Raw genomic sequence first — 17,646 nt, forward strand, 5'->3', positions numbered from 1 at the left:
GCGCTATCGTATAACTACTTCAGCTAAATAAGCGAGATGTCTGATCGGAGTCCAGCATGCGCCGTACGATCTTCACCGAGGAGCACGAGCTGTTCCGGGAGACCGCCCGCGCCTACTACCTGCGGGAATGCGCCCCGTACACCGAGCAGTGGGAGCGCGACGGGCAGGTGAGCCGCGCCGCATGGGCGGCCGCGGGCAAGGCCGGGCTCATCGGCTGGCAGTTCCCGGAGGAGTACGGCGGCCAGGGAATCTGGGACTTCCGCTACAACGCCATCATGGCGGAGGAGATGGCGGCCACCAGCTCGGTCGGCATCGGGCTCGGGCTTCAGAACGACGTCGTCCCGCCCTACCTGATGCACCTCACGACCTCTGAGCAGAAGGCCCGTTGGCTGCCCGGAGTGACCAGTGGCGAGAAGATCTGCGCGCTCGCCCTGTCCGAGCCGGCCGCCGGATCCGACCTCAAGGCCATCCGCACCACCGCCCGCCGCGACGGCGACGAGTGGGTCGTCGACGGCTCCAAGACCTTCATCACCAACGGCATCCTGGCCGACCTGGTCATCGTGGCCTGCAAGACCGACCCCGAGGCCGGGCACAAGGGCATCAGCCTGATCGTCGTCGAGCGCGACGCATCGGGCTTCGAGCGCGGGCGGAAGCTCGACAAGGTCGGGATGAAGGCACAGGACACCGCCGAACTCTTCTTCCACGAGGTCCGCGTCCCCGCCGAGAACCTCCTCGGGCAGGAGAACCGCGGTTTCTATCACATGATGGGCAACCTTCCGACCGAGCGCCTGGCCATCGCCGTCTCCTCGCTGGCCGCCGCCGAGCGGGCCTACGAGCTGGCGCTGGACTACGCCAAGACCCGTACGGCCTTCGGGCAGCCGATCGGGGAGTTCCAGGCTAACCGGTTCGCCCTCGCCGACATCAAGGCCAAGCTGGGCGCTGCCCGGGTCTACGTGGACGGCTGCACGATGGCCCTGTTCCAGGGCGAGTTGACGGCCGAGGAGGCCGCGGCCGCGAAGTACTGGACCTCGGAGACCGGCTGGCAGGTCATCGACCGCTGCATGCAGCTGTTCGGCGGTTACGGCTACGTCAACGAGTACGAGATCGCCCGGATCTGGCGCGACAGCCGGGTGCAGCGGGTGTTCGGCGGGACCTCGGAGATCATGCAGGAGATCATCGGGCGGTCGCTGGGGCTGTGAGTCCGCACGCCGATGCGTGTGGTGTGCCCCTCATTGACTACCTTGGATAAATAGGTTAGCTATTTAAGCTGGATGAAGGGTGTCGGTGTCGGCCGCGGCCGACCGCCGCCTTGCGAACTTCCGAAGCCCTGGGAGCCAAGAGCATGCTTTCCGCCCGCCGCCTGACGTTCGGCGACCTCGTCCGTGAACACCGAAGGTCCTTCCCCGACGACGTCGCCCTCGTCGACGGCGAAGTCCGCCTCACCTGGCCGCAGTTGGATGAGCGCACCAACCGCCTCGCCCAGGCCCTCCGGGCTGCCGGGGTGGGCCCCGGCGACCGTGTCCTGTGGCTGGGGCAGAACTCCTTCCGCATCTGGGAGCTGCTCGGGGCCGCCGCGAAGATCGGCGCCATGGTCTGTCCCGGCTACTGGCGCTGGGCCGCCCCCGAAATGGCGTTCGCGGTCGAGGACTTCGACCCCCGGGTCGTGGTATGGCAGGACGAGGAGATCGGCGACACGGTCGCCAAGGCCCGGGCCGAACTGGGCAGCGACCACCGGGCGTTGTGGCTGCGACACGATGCCGAGGGCCCCGGCTCGTACGAGTCTTTCCTGGCCTCCGGCCCGGCCGAGGACCCGGACGCCGACGTCGACCCGGACTCCGCGCTCCTGGTCATCTACACCGCGGCGATCTCCGGACGCCAGTCCGGCTCGATGCTCTCGCACCGCAACCTCCTCGCCATGGGCGCGAGCGCCGCCTGGATGGGGGACATCGGCACCGAGACCGCCTTCCTCGGCGCCGGACCGATGTTCCACATCGGCAACTACCAGTTCTGGGGCGTCCCGGCCTTCGTGCACGGCGGCAAGAACGTCGTCGTCCGCCGCGTGGTCGCCGAGGAACTGCTCCCGCTGCTGGCGGCGGAGCGGTGCACACACGCGTACCTGATGCCGCCGACCATCGCGCGACTCGTGGCCCTGAACAGGGAAGCGGGCCACGACCTCTCGGACCTGCGCGCCAGCGTCGCTGCTCCTCTGTGGCAGGGAACCGTGCCCACCGACACCAGCCGCTTCACCCGCAACGGCGGCGGCGAGGGCCGCGGCTACGGCCAGACCGAGGTGACCGGCTTCGCCGTCACCGGAGCCTACGGCGGCACGGGCACCGGCAACGCGGGACGGCCGGGTCCCTTCACCGCCGTACGCATCCTGGACGGCACCGGCGAGGAGTGCGCGGTCGGGCAGGCCGGGGAGATCTGCGTCCGCGGCGACCTGGTGCACCTCGGGTACTGGAACCGCCCCGAGATCAACGAGGAACGCTTCCGCTTCGGCTGGTGGCACACCACCGACCTCGGCCGGCGCGAGCCCGACGGCACGATCAGCTTCCTCGGGACCACGACCCGCATGCTCAAGTCGGCGGCCGAGAACATCTTCCCGGCCGAGGTGGAGAACTGCATCGAGGCCCACCCGGCGGTGAAGGAGGCCGCCGTCATCGGCATCCCGAACGAGCGCTGGGCGCAGGACGTCAAGGCGGTCGTCGCGCTGCACCAGGGCGCCGCGCCGCTCTCGGCGGCGGACGTCATCGAACACTGCCGGGCGCGGATCGCCTCGTACAAGAAACCGAAGACGGTGGAGTTCGTCGAGGCGCTGCCGCGCACCAAGGACTTCGGCAAGGACTACGAGGCGCTCGACGAGCGCTTCGGCGGTGGCGGCTATCCCGGTGGCGACACGCTCGGCGCGGGACGGTGACGCGGTGAACGACCGCCGGCCCGTCGTCGTCGGTGTGCACGCCACCGAGCAGGCCCTGTCCCTTCCGCACCGCGACGCGATGGGCCTCGCCCTCGAAGCGGTGCGCGGCGCGATCGAGGACGCCGGGCTGACCCCCGGGGACGTCGACGGCGCCCAGGTCGACTGGCCCGGCCCGGGCGGCGTACCCGGCGAGGGCAGTTCCTGGGCCCGGATGCTCGGCCGGGACCTGCGCTGGACCAGCGACTCGATGCTCGACAACGCCGGCTCGCGGGGCCTGCTGAAGGCCGCCGCGGCGGTACGGGCGGGGTTCGCCGACACCGTCGTGGTCGGTGGCTGCAAGCTGGTCTCGCGCGGTGCGGGTCCCGTCGGCGCCGGGGTGCCGCTGGAGTTCGCCGACGTCTGGGGCAGCTATGTCGTCGCCCAGTTCGCGCTGGTGGCGGCCCGGCACATGCACCAGTACGGGACGACCTCCCGCCAGCTCGCCGAGGTCGCCGCCACCGTTCGCAACAACGGCACCACCAACCCGGAGGCGATGATGTACGGCCGCGGCCCGTACACCGCCGACGACGTGCTGGCCTCCCGCATGGTGGCCACACCGTTCCACCTGCTGGACTGCTGCATCGTCGGCGAGGGGGGCGCCGCGCTCGTCGTGACGACCGCCGAACGGGCCCGGGACCTCCCGCAGCCGCCCGTCGCGGTGCTCGGCGGCGGCATGGAGTACCACCAGGCCGCGTACGCCAATCCCGCGCTGTACCGGGAGGTCGGCCGGCTCGGCCGGGACGCGGCCGGCCGTGCCTATGCCATGGCCGGCGTGAGCCCGCACGACGTGGACGTCTTCTCCCTCTACGATCCCAACTCCTTCGAGATCATCCGCCAGTTGGAGATCCTCGGGCTGTGCGACGAAGGGGAGGGAGGACCCCTGGCCGCCAGCGGTGCCATCGCCGTCGGCGGCAAGCACCCCGTCAATCCCGACGGCGGCTGCCTGGCATACGCGTGGAACGGAACCCAGCAGATGACCCTCAAAGTCGTCGAGGCGGTACGGCAGTTGCGCGGCACGGCCGTCCACCAGGTCGAGGGCGCGGAGCTGGCGGTCGTCGGCAACGCGGGCTCCGGTGCGCAGCACTACGAGATGAGCGTGCTGGGGAGGATGCGATGAGCCGCCCCGTGCCCGTGCCCACCGCGCTGTCCCGGCCGTTCTGGGACGCGGCCTGGCGCGGTGACCTGGTCGTCCCGTACTGCCCGGGCTGCGGCCTGCGCTTCTTCGTCCCTGAACCCGCTTGCCCCGGCTGCATGTCGGCGGACTGGCGGTACGTGCCCAGTGCCGGCCGGGGCACCGTGTACTCGGTGACCGTGGTGCACCGTGCACCCGGCCCGGGCTTCGCGACGCCCTTCGCGCTGGCCGTGATCGACCTGGACGAGGGCGGCGCACTGCTGTCCCACGTCGATGCGGGAGACCCGGACAGCGTGCTCGTCGGCATGCGGGTGCGCGTGGACTTCCGGCCCCTGACCGACGAGATCACCCTGCCGTACTTCGTACCGGTTCCGGCCGACTGAAGGAGATGGATGCCGTGACGAACACGCCGGTACGGGTCCCCAAGATGGCCGAGCTGGTGGCGGCACAGCTGCGCCGCAAGATCGTGCGCGGCGAACTGGCCGCGGGGGAGGCGCTGCCCGCCGAGACGGCCCTGATGGCGGAGTTCGCCGTCTCCCGGCCGACCCTGCGCGAGGCGTTCCGCGTCCTGGAGTCCGAGTCGCTGATCAGCGTGCGCCGGGGCGCCCGGGGCGGGGCGCGGGTCCAGGTCCCGGAGGGCACGGTCGCGGCCCGCTACGCGGGATTGGTCCTCGAATACCGCGGTACGACCCTCAAGGATGTCTACGACGCCCGTACGGTCATCGAGGCACCGTGCGCCGGTCTGCTTGCCGAGCGCCGCACGGACCGGGACCTGGAGCGGCTGCGGGCCTCCGTCGCCGAGGCCGAGGGGCTCATGGACGACCCCTCGGCGTTCATCCGCGCCCACATGGAGTTCCACGCCCTCGTCGTCGAACTCGCGGGCAACGAGACGCTGAGCGTCCTCAACGGCATGGTCCGGCACATCATCGACCAGGCGAACTGGTCCCACGTTGACCTCGACGCCGGCAGCCCCGAGAACATCCGGGCCAACCGCCGGGGCTTCCGGGCCCACGGCGCGCTCGTCGATCTGGTGGCCGGGCGCCGCGCCGAGGCGGCCGAGGAGCTGTGGCGCGTCCACCTCCAGGAGGCGGAGGACTACCTGCTGCAGAGCAGGTCCATGACCACGGTCCTGGACCTGCTGGGCTGACGTACCGTCAACTCCCGTGCAACTCCCGAACGATCGGCTCCCACACCTCGGCGTCGATCTCGTAAGCGGTGTAGAAGGAGACCCGGTCCACCAGAGTGCCGTACCGGCGGGTGATCTCCGCCGCCACCCGGTCCGGCTCCGCGACGACCGCGAAGCTGTGCAGGACCTCGTCGTCGACGAGCCCGCCCATCGCCTCCCACTTGTCCTCGCGGGACGACTTCGACAGCGTGTTCAGCTCGTCGCCGAGTTCGCCCCAGCCGTGCAGTTCCAGGACGCCGCGATAGGCGGGGGTGCTGCCGTAGAAGGCGATCTGGCGGCGGGTGCCGTCGATCGCGCGGGCCAGTTCCTCCTCGGTGCGGCCGGTCGCGGTGAGCAGCAGATGGGAGACGGAGAAGTCACCGCGCGTGCGACCGGTCCGGTCCAGGCCCGCCTCGACGGTCGGGAGGGTCACCTCCCGCAGATACCGCTCGGTGGTGAAACCGTGCGCCAGGAGGCCGTCGGCGACCTCGCCCGCCACCCGGGTCATCGCCTCCCCGACCGCGGCCACGAAGACCTTCGGCGCGCCGCCCGGAGCGGGCGGGGGTGAGAAGAAGGGAGACATGAGCGTGTGCGTGTAGAAGTCGCCGCGGAAGTCGAGCTTCTCGCCCTCGTTCCAGGCGGCCCAGATGGCGTGCAGCGCGCTCACGTACTCCCGCATGCGGGCGGCGGGTCGGCTCCACGGCATGGCGAAGCGCCGCTCGATGTGCGGTTTGATCTGGCTGCCGATGCCGAGCGAGAAGCGCCCGCCGGCGTAGGCCTGCAAGTCGTGTGCGGTGTAGGCGAGTTGCATGGGGGAGCGGGCGAACGCCACCGCGATTGCCGTACCGACCTCCAGCCGGTCGGTGTGCTCGGCCGCGAGAAGCAGCGGCAGGAACGGGTCGTGCTGGGACTCCGAGGCCCACAGACCGTCGTAGCCCGCCTTCTCGTGGTGCCGGGCCTCCGCCACGACCTCCGAGGTGCCCCACACATTGAGCTTGCCGTCGACCTTCATGCCGTTCCCTCCACCGTGACAGCGTCCAACCCGATGCGCCGCGCGAGCAGTTCGCGGTGGTACGCAGGGTCCCCGAACAGGAGTTGTGACGTCTTGGCCCGCTTGAGATACAGGTGGGCCGGGTGCTCCCAGGTGAAGCCGATGCCGCCGTGCACCTGGATGTTCTCCGCCGTCGCCTGGAGGCAGGCGTCGGAGCAGAACGCCTTGGCCAGGCTCGCCGCCGCGGGCAGCTCCGGGTCGTCGACCTCGGCGGCGAGCAGTGCGTAGTGCGCGGCGGCACGTGCCGACTCCACCTCCAGCAGGACGTCGGCGAGGAGATGCTTCACGGCCTGGAAGGAACCGATGGGCCGCCCGAACTGCTGCCGCACCTTGGCGTACTCCACCGCCATGTCCAGCGCGCGGGAGGCCACCCCGACCTGCTCGGCGGCGAGCGCCACCGCGGCCTGGTCCAGTACCTCGGACACCAGGTCCCAGCCGCCGCCGTGCGTACGCAACCGGGTCGCCGGTACGTCGTGATAGTCGAGGCGGGCCTGCCGGCGGGTCGGGTCCATCGTGGGCACGGGAGTGCGGTCCAGTCCGTCCGCGTCGCCGTCCACCCAGAACACACCGATGCCGTCGTCGGCACGGGCGACGGTGAGGACGACATCGGCGGTGGCGCCGTCGAGCACGAACATCTTGTGCCCCGTGAGCAGCCAACGCCCTGTCGATTCACGGGCGTTGAGCTGAACCCTTGTTGCCTCCCAGCTGCCCGAGTCCTCGGTCAGGGCCAGCGTCCCGACGAGTTCACCGGAGGCCAGGCCGGGCAGCAGACGCTTACGGGCGTCCTCGTCCGCGCAGCGCAGCAGCGTGGTCGTCGCCAGCACGGCCGAGGCGAGGAAGGGCGCGCACACCAGCGCCCGGCCCATCTCCTCCATGACCACGCCCACTTCGACCGGCCCGCATCCGGCACCGCCGTACGCCTCGGGGACGGCCAGCCCCTGAAGTCCGAGTTCCGCCCCCATCCGGCGCCACAGCGCCCGGTCGAAGCCCTCCGGCGTCTCCATCAACCGCCGCGTCTCGGTCTCGGGCGAGGTGTTTGCGAGGAACGCCCGTACCGTGCGCCGCAGTTCCTCCTGCTCGTCACTGAACGCGAAGTCCATTACCTCAGCCCTCCGCACCGGCTCGGCGACGCCCGCGCGAGGCGGTGATCTTCTCCACCGCGGCGATGTGCTCCGGGTCGTGCATGCTGTCCCGCTCGGCGAGCAGCGCGGGCTCCAGTACGGCGGCCATGGCCTGCTCCAGGTGCAGGTTCACCGCCTGCTTGGTCCCGCGCAAGGCCCGCGCGGGCAGGGCGGCCAGCCGTCCGGCCAGGTCCATGGCCTCGTCCATGAGCTTGTCCTTCGGTACGACGCGGTTGGCGAGGCCGAGCCGGACCGCGTCCTCGGCGCTCACCCGGTCGCCCAGGAACAGGAGTTCCTTCGCCCGGGTCGGACCGACGAGCAGGGGCAGGACGAGAGCGCCGCCGTCGCCTGCGACGAGACCGACCTGGACATGCGGGTCGGCCACGTAGGCGTCGTCGGCGATCAGCACCAGGTCGCTCAGCAGGGCCAGGCTGCAGCCGAGGCCCACGGCGGGCCCGTTGACCGCGGCGATCACCGGCAGCGGGCAGCGGACAAGGCCGGTGATGATCCGCCGGGCCTCGTCCACGTTCCGCTGCCGGAAGACGGGGTCGCGCTGGACCCGGGTCATGATGTCGAAGTTGCCGCCGGCGCTGAACGCCCTTCCCCGTCCGGTGAGCACGATCACCCGTGCCTCCGGGTCGTCGGCGACCGTGTCCCAGACCGACGCGAGGCCGGAGTGCAGCTCCTCGCTCATCGCGTTGAGCTGGTCCGGCCGGTTCAGCTCGATCAGCCGGACCGGCCCGACGGCCGTCACCACCAGATCCGTCATCTCCACCGCCACCATCCAGGAACAGTTCAGTAGAGTTGAATGCTATAACTAATTGAGCTTTATGAGAACCAGGTCGCGGAGTGACGAGCCCGACGGAGGACGCGCATGCCGGAGCAGGAGTACGAGACCGTGCGGGCCGAGGTGACGGACCGGATCCTCACCGTCACGCTCAACCGGCCCGAGAAGCTGAACGCCTTCAACCCCCGGATGATGGGCGACCTGCTCGACGTCCTGGACGCGGCCGACGCCGACGACGACGTACGGGTGATCGTGGTGACCGGAGCCGGGCGGGGCTTCTGCGCGGGCGCCGACGTCAGCTCCGGCGGGTCGTCCTTCGACCACCGCGCGGCGGGCACCGGGCACCGGGACACCGGGGGTCGGGTCGCGCTGCGGATCTTCGCCAGCACCAAACCGGTCATCGCGGCGATCAACGGACCGGCGGCGGGTGTCGGCGCCAGCATGACCCTGCCCATGGACATCCGGCTGGCCTCGACCTCGGCGAGGTTCGGCTTCGTCTTCGCGCGCCGTGGCATCGTGCCGGAGTCCGCGGCGAGCTGGTTCCTGCCGCGGGCGGTGGGGATGCAGCGGGCGATGGAGTGGGTGGCGACCGGCCGCGTCTTCGGCCCCGACGAGGCCCTGTCGGCCGGGCTGGTGCGCTCCGTCCATCCGCCGGAGGCACTGCTGCCCGCGGCGCACGAACTCGCCCGTGAGATCGCCGCGAACACCTCGGCGATCTCGGTGGCCCTCTCCCGCCAGATGATGTGGCGCATGCTGGGCGAGCCCCACCCGATGACCGCGCACCGGCTCGACTCGCGGATCATGGGTCAGATCGGCGGCGGCCCGGACCCGGTGGAGGGCGTCGAGTCCTTCCTCGCCAAACGGCCCCCCGAGTTCCCGGGCCAGGTCAGCAAGGACATGCCGGCTGTCTACCCCTGGTGGCGGGAGGAGGAGTTCCGGCCCTTCGGAGATCCGACGTCACCGGAAGAAGGGGACAGGTGACGGCGTCCGACCAGATCGTGCGGGACGCCGGGTCGGTGGGCTGCGCCCGCGCCGAACGGCCGCGTTGCGCGCAGGGTTCGGCGCCGGGCGGTCGGCGGCTCCGAACTCCGGGGGGCGGAAGGGGCGTTGCGCATCCCGACGGCGCCGCGGCCTGAGCCACTCCGCGAACAGGCCCTCGCCGCCGGTATCGGACTCCTTGGGCACCGCCTGTGCCTTCCTGCGCCAGGCGATCCGCCCCGGGCTGCTCGCGGTGAGCCCGACGAGGAACGCGAACTCGGCGTCATCGTTCTCGGCCATGTCCTGAGCCCGCTGTCGAGGGCAGCCGTCGTATCACCTTGGCCGACCCCGAAGCCCCCTCGCGACCACTGCCGAACCACTACCGTTCCGCGTACGACCGCCGACCGGATCATGGCCGAAACACCATCCGGCTCCCGCCGTCCGCGACGACCAGGAGATCACCGACGCGGGCCTTGACCACGGCCGCCGCACCATCGGAACCCGCGCGATCGGCCCAGCCGGGGAGCCGCGTGTATGGCATCGTCGGCCTGCGGATCGTCGACCGCTCGTTCCTGCCGACCATGGTCCCCCGGCAACCTCGACGAGCCGATCGAGGCGATGAACCGGTGTCCCGCCGGCCCCGTGCCGGACAAGGCCTGACCCCTTCGCGGCTCTTTGACGGACCGATGAGATCTGTCCGAAACATTGTCGTCGTTTGCCTGAAGTGTTAGCGTCCGGACGGCGAGCATTCAGTTGAATGCGTTAGCTATTCGGCCCGGGACGGTGACCATGAGTGATGGTTTCCTGCATGAGTCCTTTCGCGGTGTCGACTGGGGAGTCGCCACCGCGGACGCCATCACGGCCCCGCCGCCACCCCTGCCGGAGCGTGCGGGGCACTTCCGGCAGTGGACCGATGACATCAGGCAGCTGGTCGGTGTCACCCCCGACATGCACCGGATGGTCGCCGGCTGGCCACGGCTCCAGCCCGACGGCCCCGGCACCTGGGACCGCGCGGCCCTGGCCCGCTGCGACCGCGAACTCGACTCCCTGCTCGAACTCGGCCTGCGGCCGTGTCTCACCCTGTTCGACCGGTCGCTGCCGCAGTGGCTGGAGGACCGCGGAGGCTGGCTCGACCGCGACACCGCCGAGCACTTCGCCGGCTACGCGGCCGAGTTGGGCCGCCGCTACGGCGACCGCGTGACCCGCTGGATCACCTCCACCGACCTCGCGGGACCCACCCTCGGCGACCACGTCGCCGGGATGTACACGCCGGGACGGGGTATCGGCCGCGCCGGACTGTCCACGGTCCACCACATCCTGCTCGCGAGCGGACTCGCGACCCGCGCACTGCGGGCCGCGGGCGTCGGCGGAGCGATCGGGACCACGGTCACTCTCGTCGGCGGTTACGCGGCTACCGAGGACCCGTTCGACCGGATCGCCCTGGACCGCCTGCTGAGCTGGACCAACCGCCTCTTCCTCGACCCGCTGCTGCTCGGCGAGCACATGGCCACCGAGGACGACGTCTCACCGGTGGAGGACACCGGCTGTGTGCGCCCCGGGGATCTGGACGTCATCGCCACCCCGCAGGACCTGCTCGGCATGTCCTGGCACACGCCGTTCCGCGTCACCGCCCCGGAGAACCTCGCCCGCGCCCTGCCGGCCGACAAGTGTCAGAGCAGGCTCAACGAGGTCAACCGCCTCCTCGTCGGTCTGGGCTTCGCGGTCGTCCCCTTCGACGACGTGGAGACGACGGCGTATGGCTGGCCCATCCTCCCCGAGGGCCTGGCCGACGCCGTCGCGGACCTCCACGACCTCTACGGGGAGTTGCTGCCGCCGCTGTCCGTCGTGGACAACGGCATGGGCGACCTGGACCTCGTGGACGAGACCGGCCACAGCGACGACGCCCGGCGCCGCGCCCTGCTGCGCGCCAGGCTGTCCTGGCTGGGCAGGGTGATCGAGCGCGGTGCGGACGTCTGCGGCTACGAGTACTGGTCGGTGCTGGACAACCTGGAGGCGAAGTTCCGCTACACCCGCCTCTACGCGATGGCCGTCCCCGATCACGAGCCCCCGCCGCGACCGCCGATGCCCTCGGACTGGCTGTGGACAGGGGCCTTCGCCGGCCCCGAGGCACCGAGTCCGGCGGCCGGGCTGACCCTGGTCCCGCCCGGCCCCCGGGATCAGCGGGTCGGAGCCTCGTAGTCCCTGCCCCGGATCAGCCGCACCGGCGTGTAGACGAGCACGTCCTCGTCCCGCTGGTTGCGCACGGTGATCCGGCTGGTCACCACACCCCGGCCGGGCTTCCCGGACGGCCGACAGGCCGTGGTCTCCACGACCGCGTACAGAGTGTCACCGACGTACACCGGTCCCCGCACGGTCAGTTCCATGTGCAGGAACGCCAGGCCCGTGCCATGCAGCACGTTCGTCTGGAGGACGAGCCCTTCGGCGATGCAGTACGTCAGAGCGCCCGGCACCAGCCGCCCGGTGTAGCCGCCGTCGGCCGCGTGGGAGGCGTCCCAGAAGAGAGGCTCGTTGAAGCCGCCCCAGGTGACGAAGTTGACCAGGTCGGTCTCGGTGACGGTGCGGCGGGCGGTACGGAAGACCTGCCCGACCGGCATGTCCTCGTAGGTCAACCCCCGAGCCAGCGGGGGAATTTCGGTGCTCGTGTGCTCTGCCGTCATCGCGCGCTCCTCATGCGTACGTGGGTCACAGATCGATCGGGTGCTTGCCGCCGACGCCCTCGAAGTCCGGGGCACGCTTCTCGCGATGAGCGGCGAGTCCCTCGACGACCTCGTGCCCGCCGAACCCGAGGAACTCCAGACCGAGCGAGGCCTCGAAGATCGGCTGGGCCGTGCGGTACCAGTGATTGAGGGACCGTTTGGTCCAGCTGACGGCGCTGGCCGGCCCGGCGGCGAGCACGGTCGCCACCCGCAGGCCCTCGGCGTGCACCTCCTCGTCGTCCACGCACTTCGACACCAGGCCGATCCGCTCGGCCTCCTCGCCGGTGAGCACCTCGCAGGTCAGCAGGTAGTACTTGGCCTTGGCCATGCCGCACAGCAGCGGCCAGCAGATGGCCGCGTGGTCGCCGGCCGCCACTCCGAGCCGGGTGTGCCCGTCCACGATCTTCGCCCGGCGTCCGGCGATCGAGATGTCCGCCAGCATGCCGACGACCAGGCCCGCACCGACCGCCGGGCCGTGGATCGCGGAGACCACGGGCTTCGAGCAGTTGATCACCCCGTAGACCATGTCCCGCGCCTCCCGCATCACCCGGGCGCGCACGGCGTAGTCCTCGGTCATCGCCTCGATGGAGTCGAAGGTGCCGCCGGCCGAGAAGGCCTTGCCGGCGCCCTGGACCAGCACCGCGCGGGTCTGCTCGTCACGGTCGACGACCGACCAGACCTCCGCCAGTTCACCGTGCATCCGCGGATCGACGGCGTTGAGGTTCGGCGCGTCGAGCACGATGCGGAGCACGCCGGAGGCGGGCCGCTCGAAGGTCAGGCTCGTGAACGAGGCGTAGGGATCTGTCACGTCGCACTCCTGGTGTATTCAGTGCGGATACTATAATTATCTAACTGTATCGAAGGGTGGGCGGCAAGCGGCCGGTACGCGCGCCGCACCGAGGACGGGAAGCCCGGCATGGATCTCACCTTCAGCGAGGAGCAGGACGAACTCCGCAGGGTCGTACGGTCGTTCCTCACCCGGCACTCCACCGAGGCGGACGTGCGCCGACTGGCCACCGACCCGCGCGGGCACGACACCGTCGTGTGGCGGCGCATGGCCACGGAACTCGGACTCCAGGGACTGGCCGTACCCGAGGAATACGGCGGCTCCGGCTTCGGCTACGCCGACCTCGGCGTCGTCTTCGAGGAGGCGGGCCGCGCCCTGCTGTGCGCCCCGTACTTCGCCACCGTGGCCCTGGCCGCCGAGGCGCTGCTGCGCTGCGACGACGAAGCGGCCCGCGAGGACCTCCTCCCGGGCATCGTCGCGGGCGAGACCACGGCCACCCTCGCCCTCACCGAGGAGTCCGGCCGATGGGACGCGCCCGGCGTCCGGCTCACCGCCCGCCACGGACCGGGCGGTTGGCGGCTGTCCGGCGCGAAGACCTACGTCCCCGACGGACACCACGCCGACCTGCTCCTCGTCGCCGCCCGCACCCCCTCCGGCATCAGCCTCTTCGCGGTACGGGCAGCCGACGCTACGGGCCTCGCCCGCACCCCCCTGCCCACCCTCGACCAGACCCGAAAGCAGGCCAGGGTGGACTTCACGGACACTTCGGCCCGCCTGCTGGGCACGGAGGGCGCGGCCTGGCCCGGCCTCGAACGCACCCTGGCCACGGCCGCCGTACTGCTGGCCGCGGAACAGGTCGGCGGAGCGGCCGCCACCCTGGACGCGGCGGTCGACTACGCCAGGATCCGCGAGCAGTACGGCCGACCCATCGGTTCGTTCCAGGGCATAAAGCACAAGTGCGCCGACATGCTCGTCGAGATCGAGTCCGCCCGCTCGGCCGCGTACGCCGGACTGTGGGCCCTGGACGCCGGCGACGAGACGGAGATCTCCGTCGCCGCGGCCCTCGCCCAGGCCTTCTGCTCGGAGGCGTTCACCAAGGTCGCCGGCGACAACATCCAGGTCCACGGCGGCATCGGCTTCACCTGGGAACACCCCGCGCACCTCTACCTCAAGCGGGCCAAGAGCTCCGAGGTACTGCTCGGCACCCCCGCGTACCACCGGGAACTGCTCGCGGCCCGGCTCGGCATCTGACACCCAGGAGAAGCAGACATGGAAGTGGACTTCGGGCCCGCTGTACGCGACTTCCGCGACGAACTGCGGGACTGGTTCGCGGACCACCTCGTGGGGGAGTTCGCCGAGCACCGGGGTGTGGGCGGCCCCACCGACGGCGCGGCCTGGGACGTACGCCTCGCCTGGGACCGCGAACTGTCCGCCGGGAACTGGCTGGGCGTGGGCTGGCCGAAGGAGTACGGCGGACGCGGGCTCGGCCTGATCGAGGAGATCGTCTTCGAGTACGAGTACGCCCGCGCGAACGCCCCCTACCGCGCCACCGTGAACGCCCTCGACCTGCTCGGCCCGATGCTCCTCGCGAGGGGCGACGAAGCCCAGAAGAAACGCTTCCTGCCACCGATCCTCACCGTCGAGGAACTGTGGGGCCAGGGCTTCAGCGAACCCGGCGCCGGCTCCGACCTGGCGTCCGTCCGCACCCGGGCCGAGCGCGACGGCGACCAGTGGGTGGTCAACGGGCAGAAGGTGTGGACCTCGTTCGGCATGCACGCGGACTGGCTCTACGTCCTCACCCGCACCGACCCCGACTCCCGGCGCCACCGGGGCCTGACGCTGCTGCTCCTCCCGGCCGACCAGCCGGGCGTGGAGATCCGGCCCATCCGCAACCTCGCCGGACAGGACGAGTTCGCCGAGGTCTTCCTCTCTGACGCGCGCACCGGCGCCGACATGGCCGTCGGCGAGGTCGGTCAGGGCTGGCGCACCGCGATGGCCACGCTCGGCATCGAACGCGGCACCACGCTGCTGCCCCAGCAGCTCAGTTTCGAGCGGGAGGCCGAGGCACTGATCGACCTGGCCCGCGCACGGGGCGCCCTCGACGACCCCATGCTGCGCCACCGGATCGTGGACGCCTGGATCTCCGTACGCATCATGCGCACCACCAACCTGCGGACCATCGCCGAACTGACCGCGGGCCGCACACCGGGGGCACAGGCCACCACGGCGAAGCTCTACGCCTCGACACGGCACCAGCAACTCGGCCACCTGGCCATGGAGCTGGCCGGACCCGCCGGACAGATCGTCGGCGCGGAATACGGCCTCGACACCCGGCAGCGCTCGTTCCTGCTCTCCCTCGCGGAGACCATCTACGGCGGTTCGAGCGAGATCCAGCGCAACATCATCGGGGAGCAGCTCCTCGGTCTGCCCAAGGAGCCGCGGCCGTGACCTCGATCGAGGACCGCCTCGACCGGATCGAGTCGCACCAGGCCGTCCAGCAACTGCCCATCCGCTACGCCCTGGCCGTGGACTCGCGCGACCTCGACGCCTGGGTGGGCTGCTTCCGCCCCGACGTGGACATGGGGCGCCACGGCCGAGGACGGCAGGTGCTGCGGCAGCACATCGAGCCCCTCGTGCGCGGCTTCCACCGCTCGGTGCACCAGATCTGCGGCCACCGCGTCGAGTTCACCGGCCGCGACACCGCGACCGGCGCGGTCTACTGCCGCGCCGAGCACGAGGTGGGGGACCGGTGGATCGTGATGGCGATCTGCTACTTCGACGACTACGCGCGCGTGGACGGCGACTGGTACTTCTCCCGGCGCCGCGAACGGCACTGGTACGCGGCCGACGTGAGCGACCGCCCGCAGGCGGTGGGATTCAACGGCTGGGAGGGCGCGGGAGAACCGGCGCTGCCCGACGCCTTCCCCTCCTGGACGGCCTTCTGGAAGGAGACGTGATGGCACGGTTGTCAGGCAGGACGGCGTTGGTCACCGGCGGAGGCCAGGGCGTGGGCCGCGGCATCGCCCTGGCGCTCGCGGCCGAGGGCGCGGCCGTGGTCATCACCGGCCGCACCGAGAGCAAGCTGAAGGACACCGCCGGGGAGATCGTCGAGCGCGGCGGGAGGGCGTACCCCGTGGTCGGCGATGTGGGGGAGCGGGACGACGTCGACCGGATGGTGGCCGAGACGGTACGTGAGTTCGGCGGCCTCGACGTGCTCGTCAACAACGCGCAGTCGTCCGTGCAGCGACGGCTGGAGAAGACGTCGTACGACGATGTCGAACTCACTTACCGCAGCGGTCCGTTGGCCGTCTTCCACGCGATGCAGGCGGCCCTGCCCCACCTGCGGGAGAGCCGCGGCAGCGTCGTCAACCTCGGTTCGTCGGCCGCCGTGCAGGGCGAGGTGACCTTCGCGGCCTACGCCATGGCGAAGGAGGCGATCCGCGGGTTGAGCAGGGTCGCCGCGCGGGAGTGGGGGTCGTACGGGATCCGGGTGAACGTCGTCTGCCCGGCCGCGCTCAGCCCGGCGGCGGAGGACTATCTGGCCGCGCATCCGCACAAGGCGCGGGAACTCGCGCGGGAGATCCCCTTGGGCAGGCTCGGCGCCCCGGAGGCGGACATCGGCCGGGCGGTGGCCGCGCTGGTGAGCGACGACATGGCCTATCTCACCGGCGCGACGCTGATGCTGGAGGGCGGGCGCACTCTGATCGGGTGAAGTCGCTATACGACACCCCGCGCACGTAGTTCCACTAGCTGATGTTCCGTCACTCCAACTAGCGTGAACAGGACTTGGGCGGTGTGCTCGCCCAGCGCGGGCGGCGGGGCGTAGCTCTCGACCGGGGTCGCCGTGAGCCGTATCGGGTTGGCGAGCAGCGGCAGTCGGCCCGACACCGGATCGTCCACCTCGACCAGCATCCCCCGGTGCCGGATCTGGGGGTCGGCGAAGACCTCGGGCAGTTCGTTGAACGGGCCTGCCGGCACGTCGTGTTCGTCGAGCAGGGCCAGCCACTCGTCCCGCGTCCGGGTCCGCATGATGTCTTCGAGCACCGGCAGGATCTCCTCCCGGTGGGTGATCCGGGCGGACGTCGTCGCGAACCTCGGGTCCTGGAGCAGGTCGGTGCGGTCGGCCGCCGCGCAGAACGCGGCGAACTGCTTGTCGTTGCCCGCGACGAGGAACAGTGGCTTGTCCGCGCAGTGGAAGGCCTGGGACGGGATCCCGCCGTAGCCGCCGTTGCCGCGTCGGCGCGGAACCTCCCCGGAGACCAGGTAGTTCATCGCGAAGTGCGACAGCGAGGCCAGCCCGCAGTCCAGGAGTGAGAGATCGATGAACTGGCCCTCGCCGGTGGCGTCCCGGTGCCGCAGCGCCGCCAGGACGGCCGTGGCGGCGTACAGGCCGGTGAGGATGTCGACCATGCTGACCCCGACCTTCATCGGCTCGTCGGGGAGGCCGGAGACGCTCATCATCCCGGACATGGCCTGGAAGATGCCGTCGTATCCAGGGCGCCCGGCATACGGGCCGGTCTGACCGAAGCCGGTGACCGACAGGTAGACCAGGCGCGGGTTGAGGGCCAGTAGGCTCTCGTGGTCGAGGCCGTACTTCGCCAGCGTCCCCGCGCGGAAGTTCTCGACCAGGACGTCCGAGCGGGCGGCGAGGGCGCGGATCAACCCCTGCCCCTCGGCGGTGGCGTGGTTGACGGTCACGGACTGCTTGTTGCGGTTGCAGGAGAGGTAGAAGGCCGCGGCGTCCGTCCCGGGGGCGAAGGGCGGACCGTATGTCCGCGAGTCGTCGCCGGTTCCCGGCCGTTCGACCTTGATGACCTCCGCGCCGAGGTCGGCCAGCATCTGGGTGGCCAGGGGTGCCGCGAGGATGCGGGACAGGTCGAGGACGCGGATCCCGGCCAGGGCGGTCGACGGCATCGAGGTCTCCCTCTGTTCACAGACAGCGAATGAGTTAT

General features: G+C 70.9%; 17 protein-coding genes. 11 read left to right on the forward strand and 6 right to left on the reverse strand.

The window, feature by feature from the left end; translation table 11 throughout:
- Window positions 1–56 precede the first annotated feature (56 nt).
- The 5 genes from ACZ7M3_RS05260 (at window position 57) to ACZ7M3_RS05280 (ending at window position 5,235) form a co-directional block, all read left to right on the forward strand.
- A complete protein-coding gene (locus ACZ7M3_RS05260) occupies window positions 57–1,199 on the forward strand; it encodes an acyl-CoA dehydrogenase family protein (protein ID WP_472060882.1) in 1,143 nt (380 codons plus the stop codon).
- A 143-nt stretch (window positions 1,200–1,342) separates the two neighbouring features.
- A complete protein-coding gene (locus tag ACZ7M3_RS05265) occupies window positions 1,343–2,917 on the forward strand; it encodes an AMP-binding protein (protein WP_472060884.1) in 1,575 nt (524 codons plus the stop codon).
- 4 nt (window positions 2,918–2,921) lie between these two features.
- On the forward strand, window positions 2,922–4,073 hold the full coding sequence (locus ACZ7M3_RS05270) for a thiolase family protein (RefSeq protein WP_472060886.1): 1,152 nt from the start codon (window positions 2,922–2,924) through the stop codon (window positions 4,071–4,073).
- Complete coding sequence (locus tag ACZ7M3_RS05275; RefSeq protein ID WP_472060888.1) at window positions 4,070–4,471, forward strand: Zn-ribbon domain-containing OB-fold protein; 402 nt, start codon at window positions 4,070–4,072, stop codon at window positions 4,469–4,471. The genes ACZ7M3_RS05270 and ACZ7M3_RS05275 overlap by 4 nt, the downstream gene beginning before the upstream one ends.
- A 5-nt stretch (window positions 4,472–4,476) precedes the next feature.
- Window positions 4,477–5,235 (forward strand): FadR/GntR family transcriptional regulator, encoded by a 759-nt coding sequence (locus tag ACZ7M3_RS05280; protein WP_472060889.1) that lies wholly within the window; start codon window positions 4,477–4,479, stop codon window positions 5,233–5,235.
- 7 nt (window positions 5,236–5,242) lie between these two features.
- Here ACZ7M3_RS05280 and ACZ7M3_RS05285 read toward each other — a convergent pair whose 3' ends face one another.
- From ACZ7M3_RS05285 to ACZ7M3_RS05295, 3 genes are read right to left on the reverse strand one after another with little or no spacing between them, the layout of a single operon-like run.
- Window positions 5,243–6,265, reverse strand: a complete 1,023-nt coding sequence (locus ACZ7M3_RS05285) for a TIGR03617 family F420-dependent LLM class oxidoreductase (protein ID WP_472060891.1) — start codon at window positions 6,263–6,265, stop codon at window positions 5,243–5,245.
- Window positions 6,262–7,404: an acyl-CoA dehydrogenase family protein gene (locus ACZ7M3_RS05290; protein ID WP_472060893.1), complete on the reverse strand. Its 1,143-nt coding sequence runs from the start codon at window positions 7,402–7,404 to the stop codon at window positions 6,262–6,264. The genes ACZ7M3_RS05285 and ACZ7M3_RS05290 overlap by 4 nt, the downstream gene beginning before the upstream one ends.
- Before the next feature lie 4 nt (window positions 7,405–7,408).
- Complete coding sequence (locus ACZ7M3_RS05295) at window positions 7,409–8,209, reverse strand: enoyl-CoA hydratase/isomerase family protein (protein WP_472060895.1); 801 nt, start codon at window positions 8,207–8,209, stop codon at window positions 7,409–7,411.
- Window positions 8,210–8,299: 90 nt separating this feature from the next.
- Here ACZ7M3_RS05295 and ACZ7M3_RS05300 point away from each other — a divergent pair, with 90 nt between their 5' ends.
- Together ACZ7M3_RS05300 and ACZ7M3_RS05305 are read left to right on the forward strand one after the other, a co-directional pair.
- Window positions 8,300–9,193, forward strand: coding sequence for a crotonase/enoyl-CoA hydratase family protein (locus ACZ7M3_RS05300; protein ID WP_472060897.1), 894 nt, complete (start codon window positions 8,300–8,302; stop codon window positions 9,191–9,193).
- A gap of 786 nt (window positions 9,194–9,979) precedes the next feature.
- A complete protein-coding gene (locus ACZ7M3_RS05305; protein WP_472060899.1) occupies window positions 9,980–11,389 on the forward strand; it encodes a glycoside hydrolase family 1 protein in 1,410 nt (469 codons plus the stop codon).
- On the opposite strand, the gene ACZ7M3_RS05310 is transcribed toward ACZ7M3_RS05305, so the two are convergent.
- Both ACZ7M3_RS05310 and ACZ7M3_RS05315 read right to left on the reverse strand, forming a co-directional pair.
- Window positions 11,368–11,868: a MaoC family dehydratase gene (locus ACZ7M3_RS05310; protein ID WP_472060900.1), complete on the reverse strand. Its 501-nt coding sequence runs from the start codon at window positions 11,866–11,868 to the stop codon at window positions 11,368–11,370. The genes ACZ7M3_RS05305 and ACZ7M3_RS05310 overlap by 22 nt on opposite strands.
- Before the next feature lie 25 nt (window positions 11,869–11,893).
- Window positions 11,894–12,715 carry an enoyl-CoA hydratase/isomerase family protein gene (locus tag ACZ7M3_RS05315; protein WP_472060902.1) on the reverse strand — a complete coding sequence of 274 codons (822 nt, stop codon included), beginning with the start codon at window positions 12,713–12,715 and terminating at the stop codon, window positions 11,894–11,896.
- 108 nt (window positions 12,716–12,823) lie between these two features.
- Here ACZ7M3_RS05315 and ACZ7M3_RS05320 point away from each other — a divergent pair, with 108 nt between their 5' ends.
- From ACZ7M3_RS05320 to ACZ7M3_RS05335, 4 genes are read left to right on the forward strand one after another with little or no spacing between them, the layout of a single operon-like run.
- Window positions 12,824–13,945, forward strand: a complete 1,122-nt coding sequence (locus ACZ7M3_RS05320) for an acyl-CoA dehydrogenase family protein (RefSeq protein ID WP_472060904.1) — start codon at window positions 12,824–12,826, stop codon at window positions 13,943–13,945.
- Between the two features lie 18 nt (window positions 13,946–13,963).
- Window positions 13,964–15,142, forward strand: a complete 1,179-nt coding sequence (locus tag ACZ7M3_RS05325) for an acyl-CoA dehydrogenase family protein (protein WP_472060905.1) — start codon at window positions 13,964–13,966, stop codon at window positions 15,140–15,142.
- A complete protein-coding gene (locus ACZ7M3_RS05330; RefSeq protein WP_472060906.1) occupies window positions 15,139–15,651 on the forward strand; it encodes a nuclear transport factor 2 family protein in 513 nt (170 codons plus the stop codon). The genes ACZ7M3_RS05325 and ACZ7M3_RS05330 overlap by 4 nt, the downstream gene beginning before the upstream one ends.
- Window positions 15,651–16,406, forward strand: a complete 756-nt coding sequence (locus ACZ7M3_RS05335; protein WP_472060907.1) for an SDR family NAD(P)-dependent oxidoreductase — start codon at window positions 15,651–15,653, stop codon at window positions 16,404–16,406. The genes ACZ7M3_RS05330 and ACZ7M3_RS05335 overlap by 1 nt, the downstream gene beginning before the upstream one ends.
- Window positions 16,407–16,411: 5 nt before the next feature.
- Here ACZ7M3_RS05335 and ACZ7M3_RS05340 read toward each other — a convergent pair whose 3' ends face one another.
- A complete protein-coding gene (locus tag ACZ7M3_RS05340; RefSeq protein ID WP_472060908.1) occupies window positions 16,412–17,608 on the reverse strand; it encodes a CaiB/BaiF CoA transferase family protein in 1,197 nt (398 codons plus the stop codon).
- Window positions 17,609–17,646: the final 38 nt, after the last annotated feature.

This window comes from Streptomyces sp. NPDC111656, assembly GCF_055656965.1.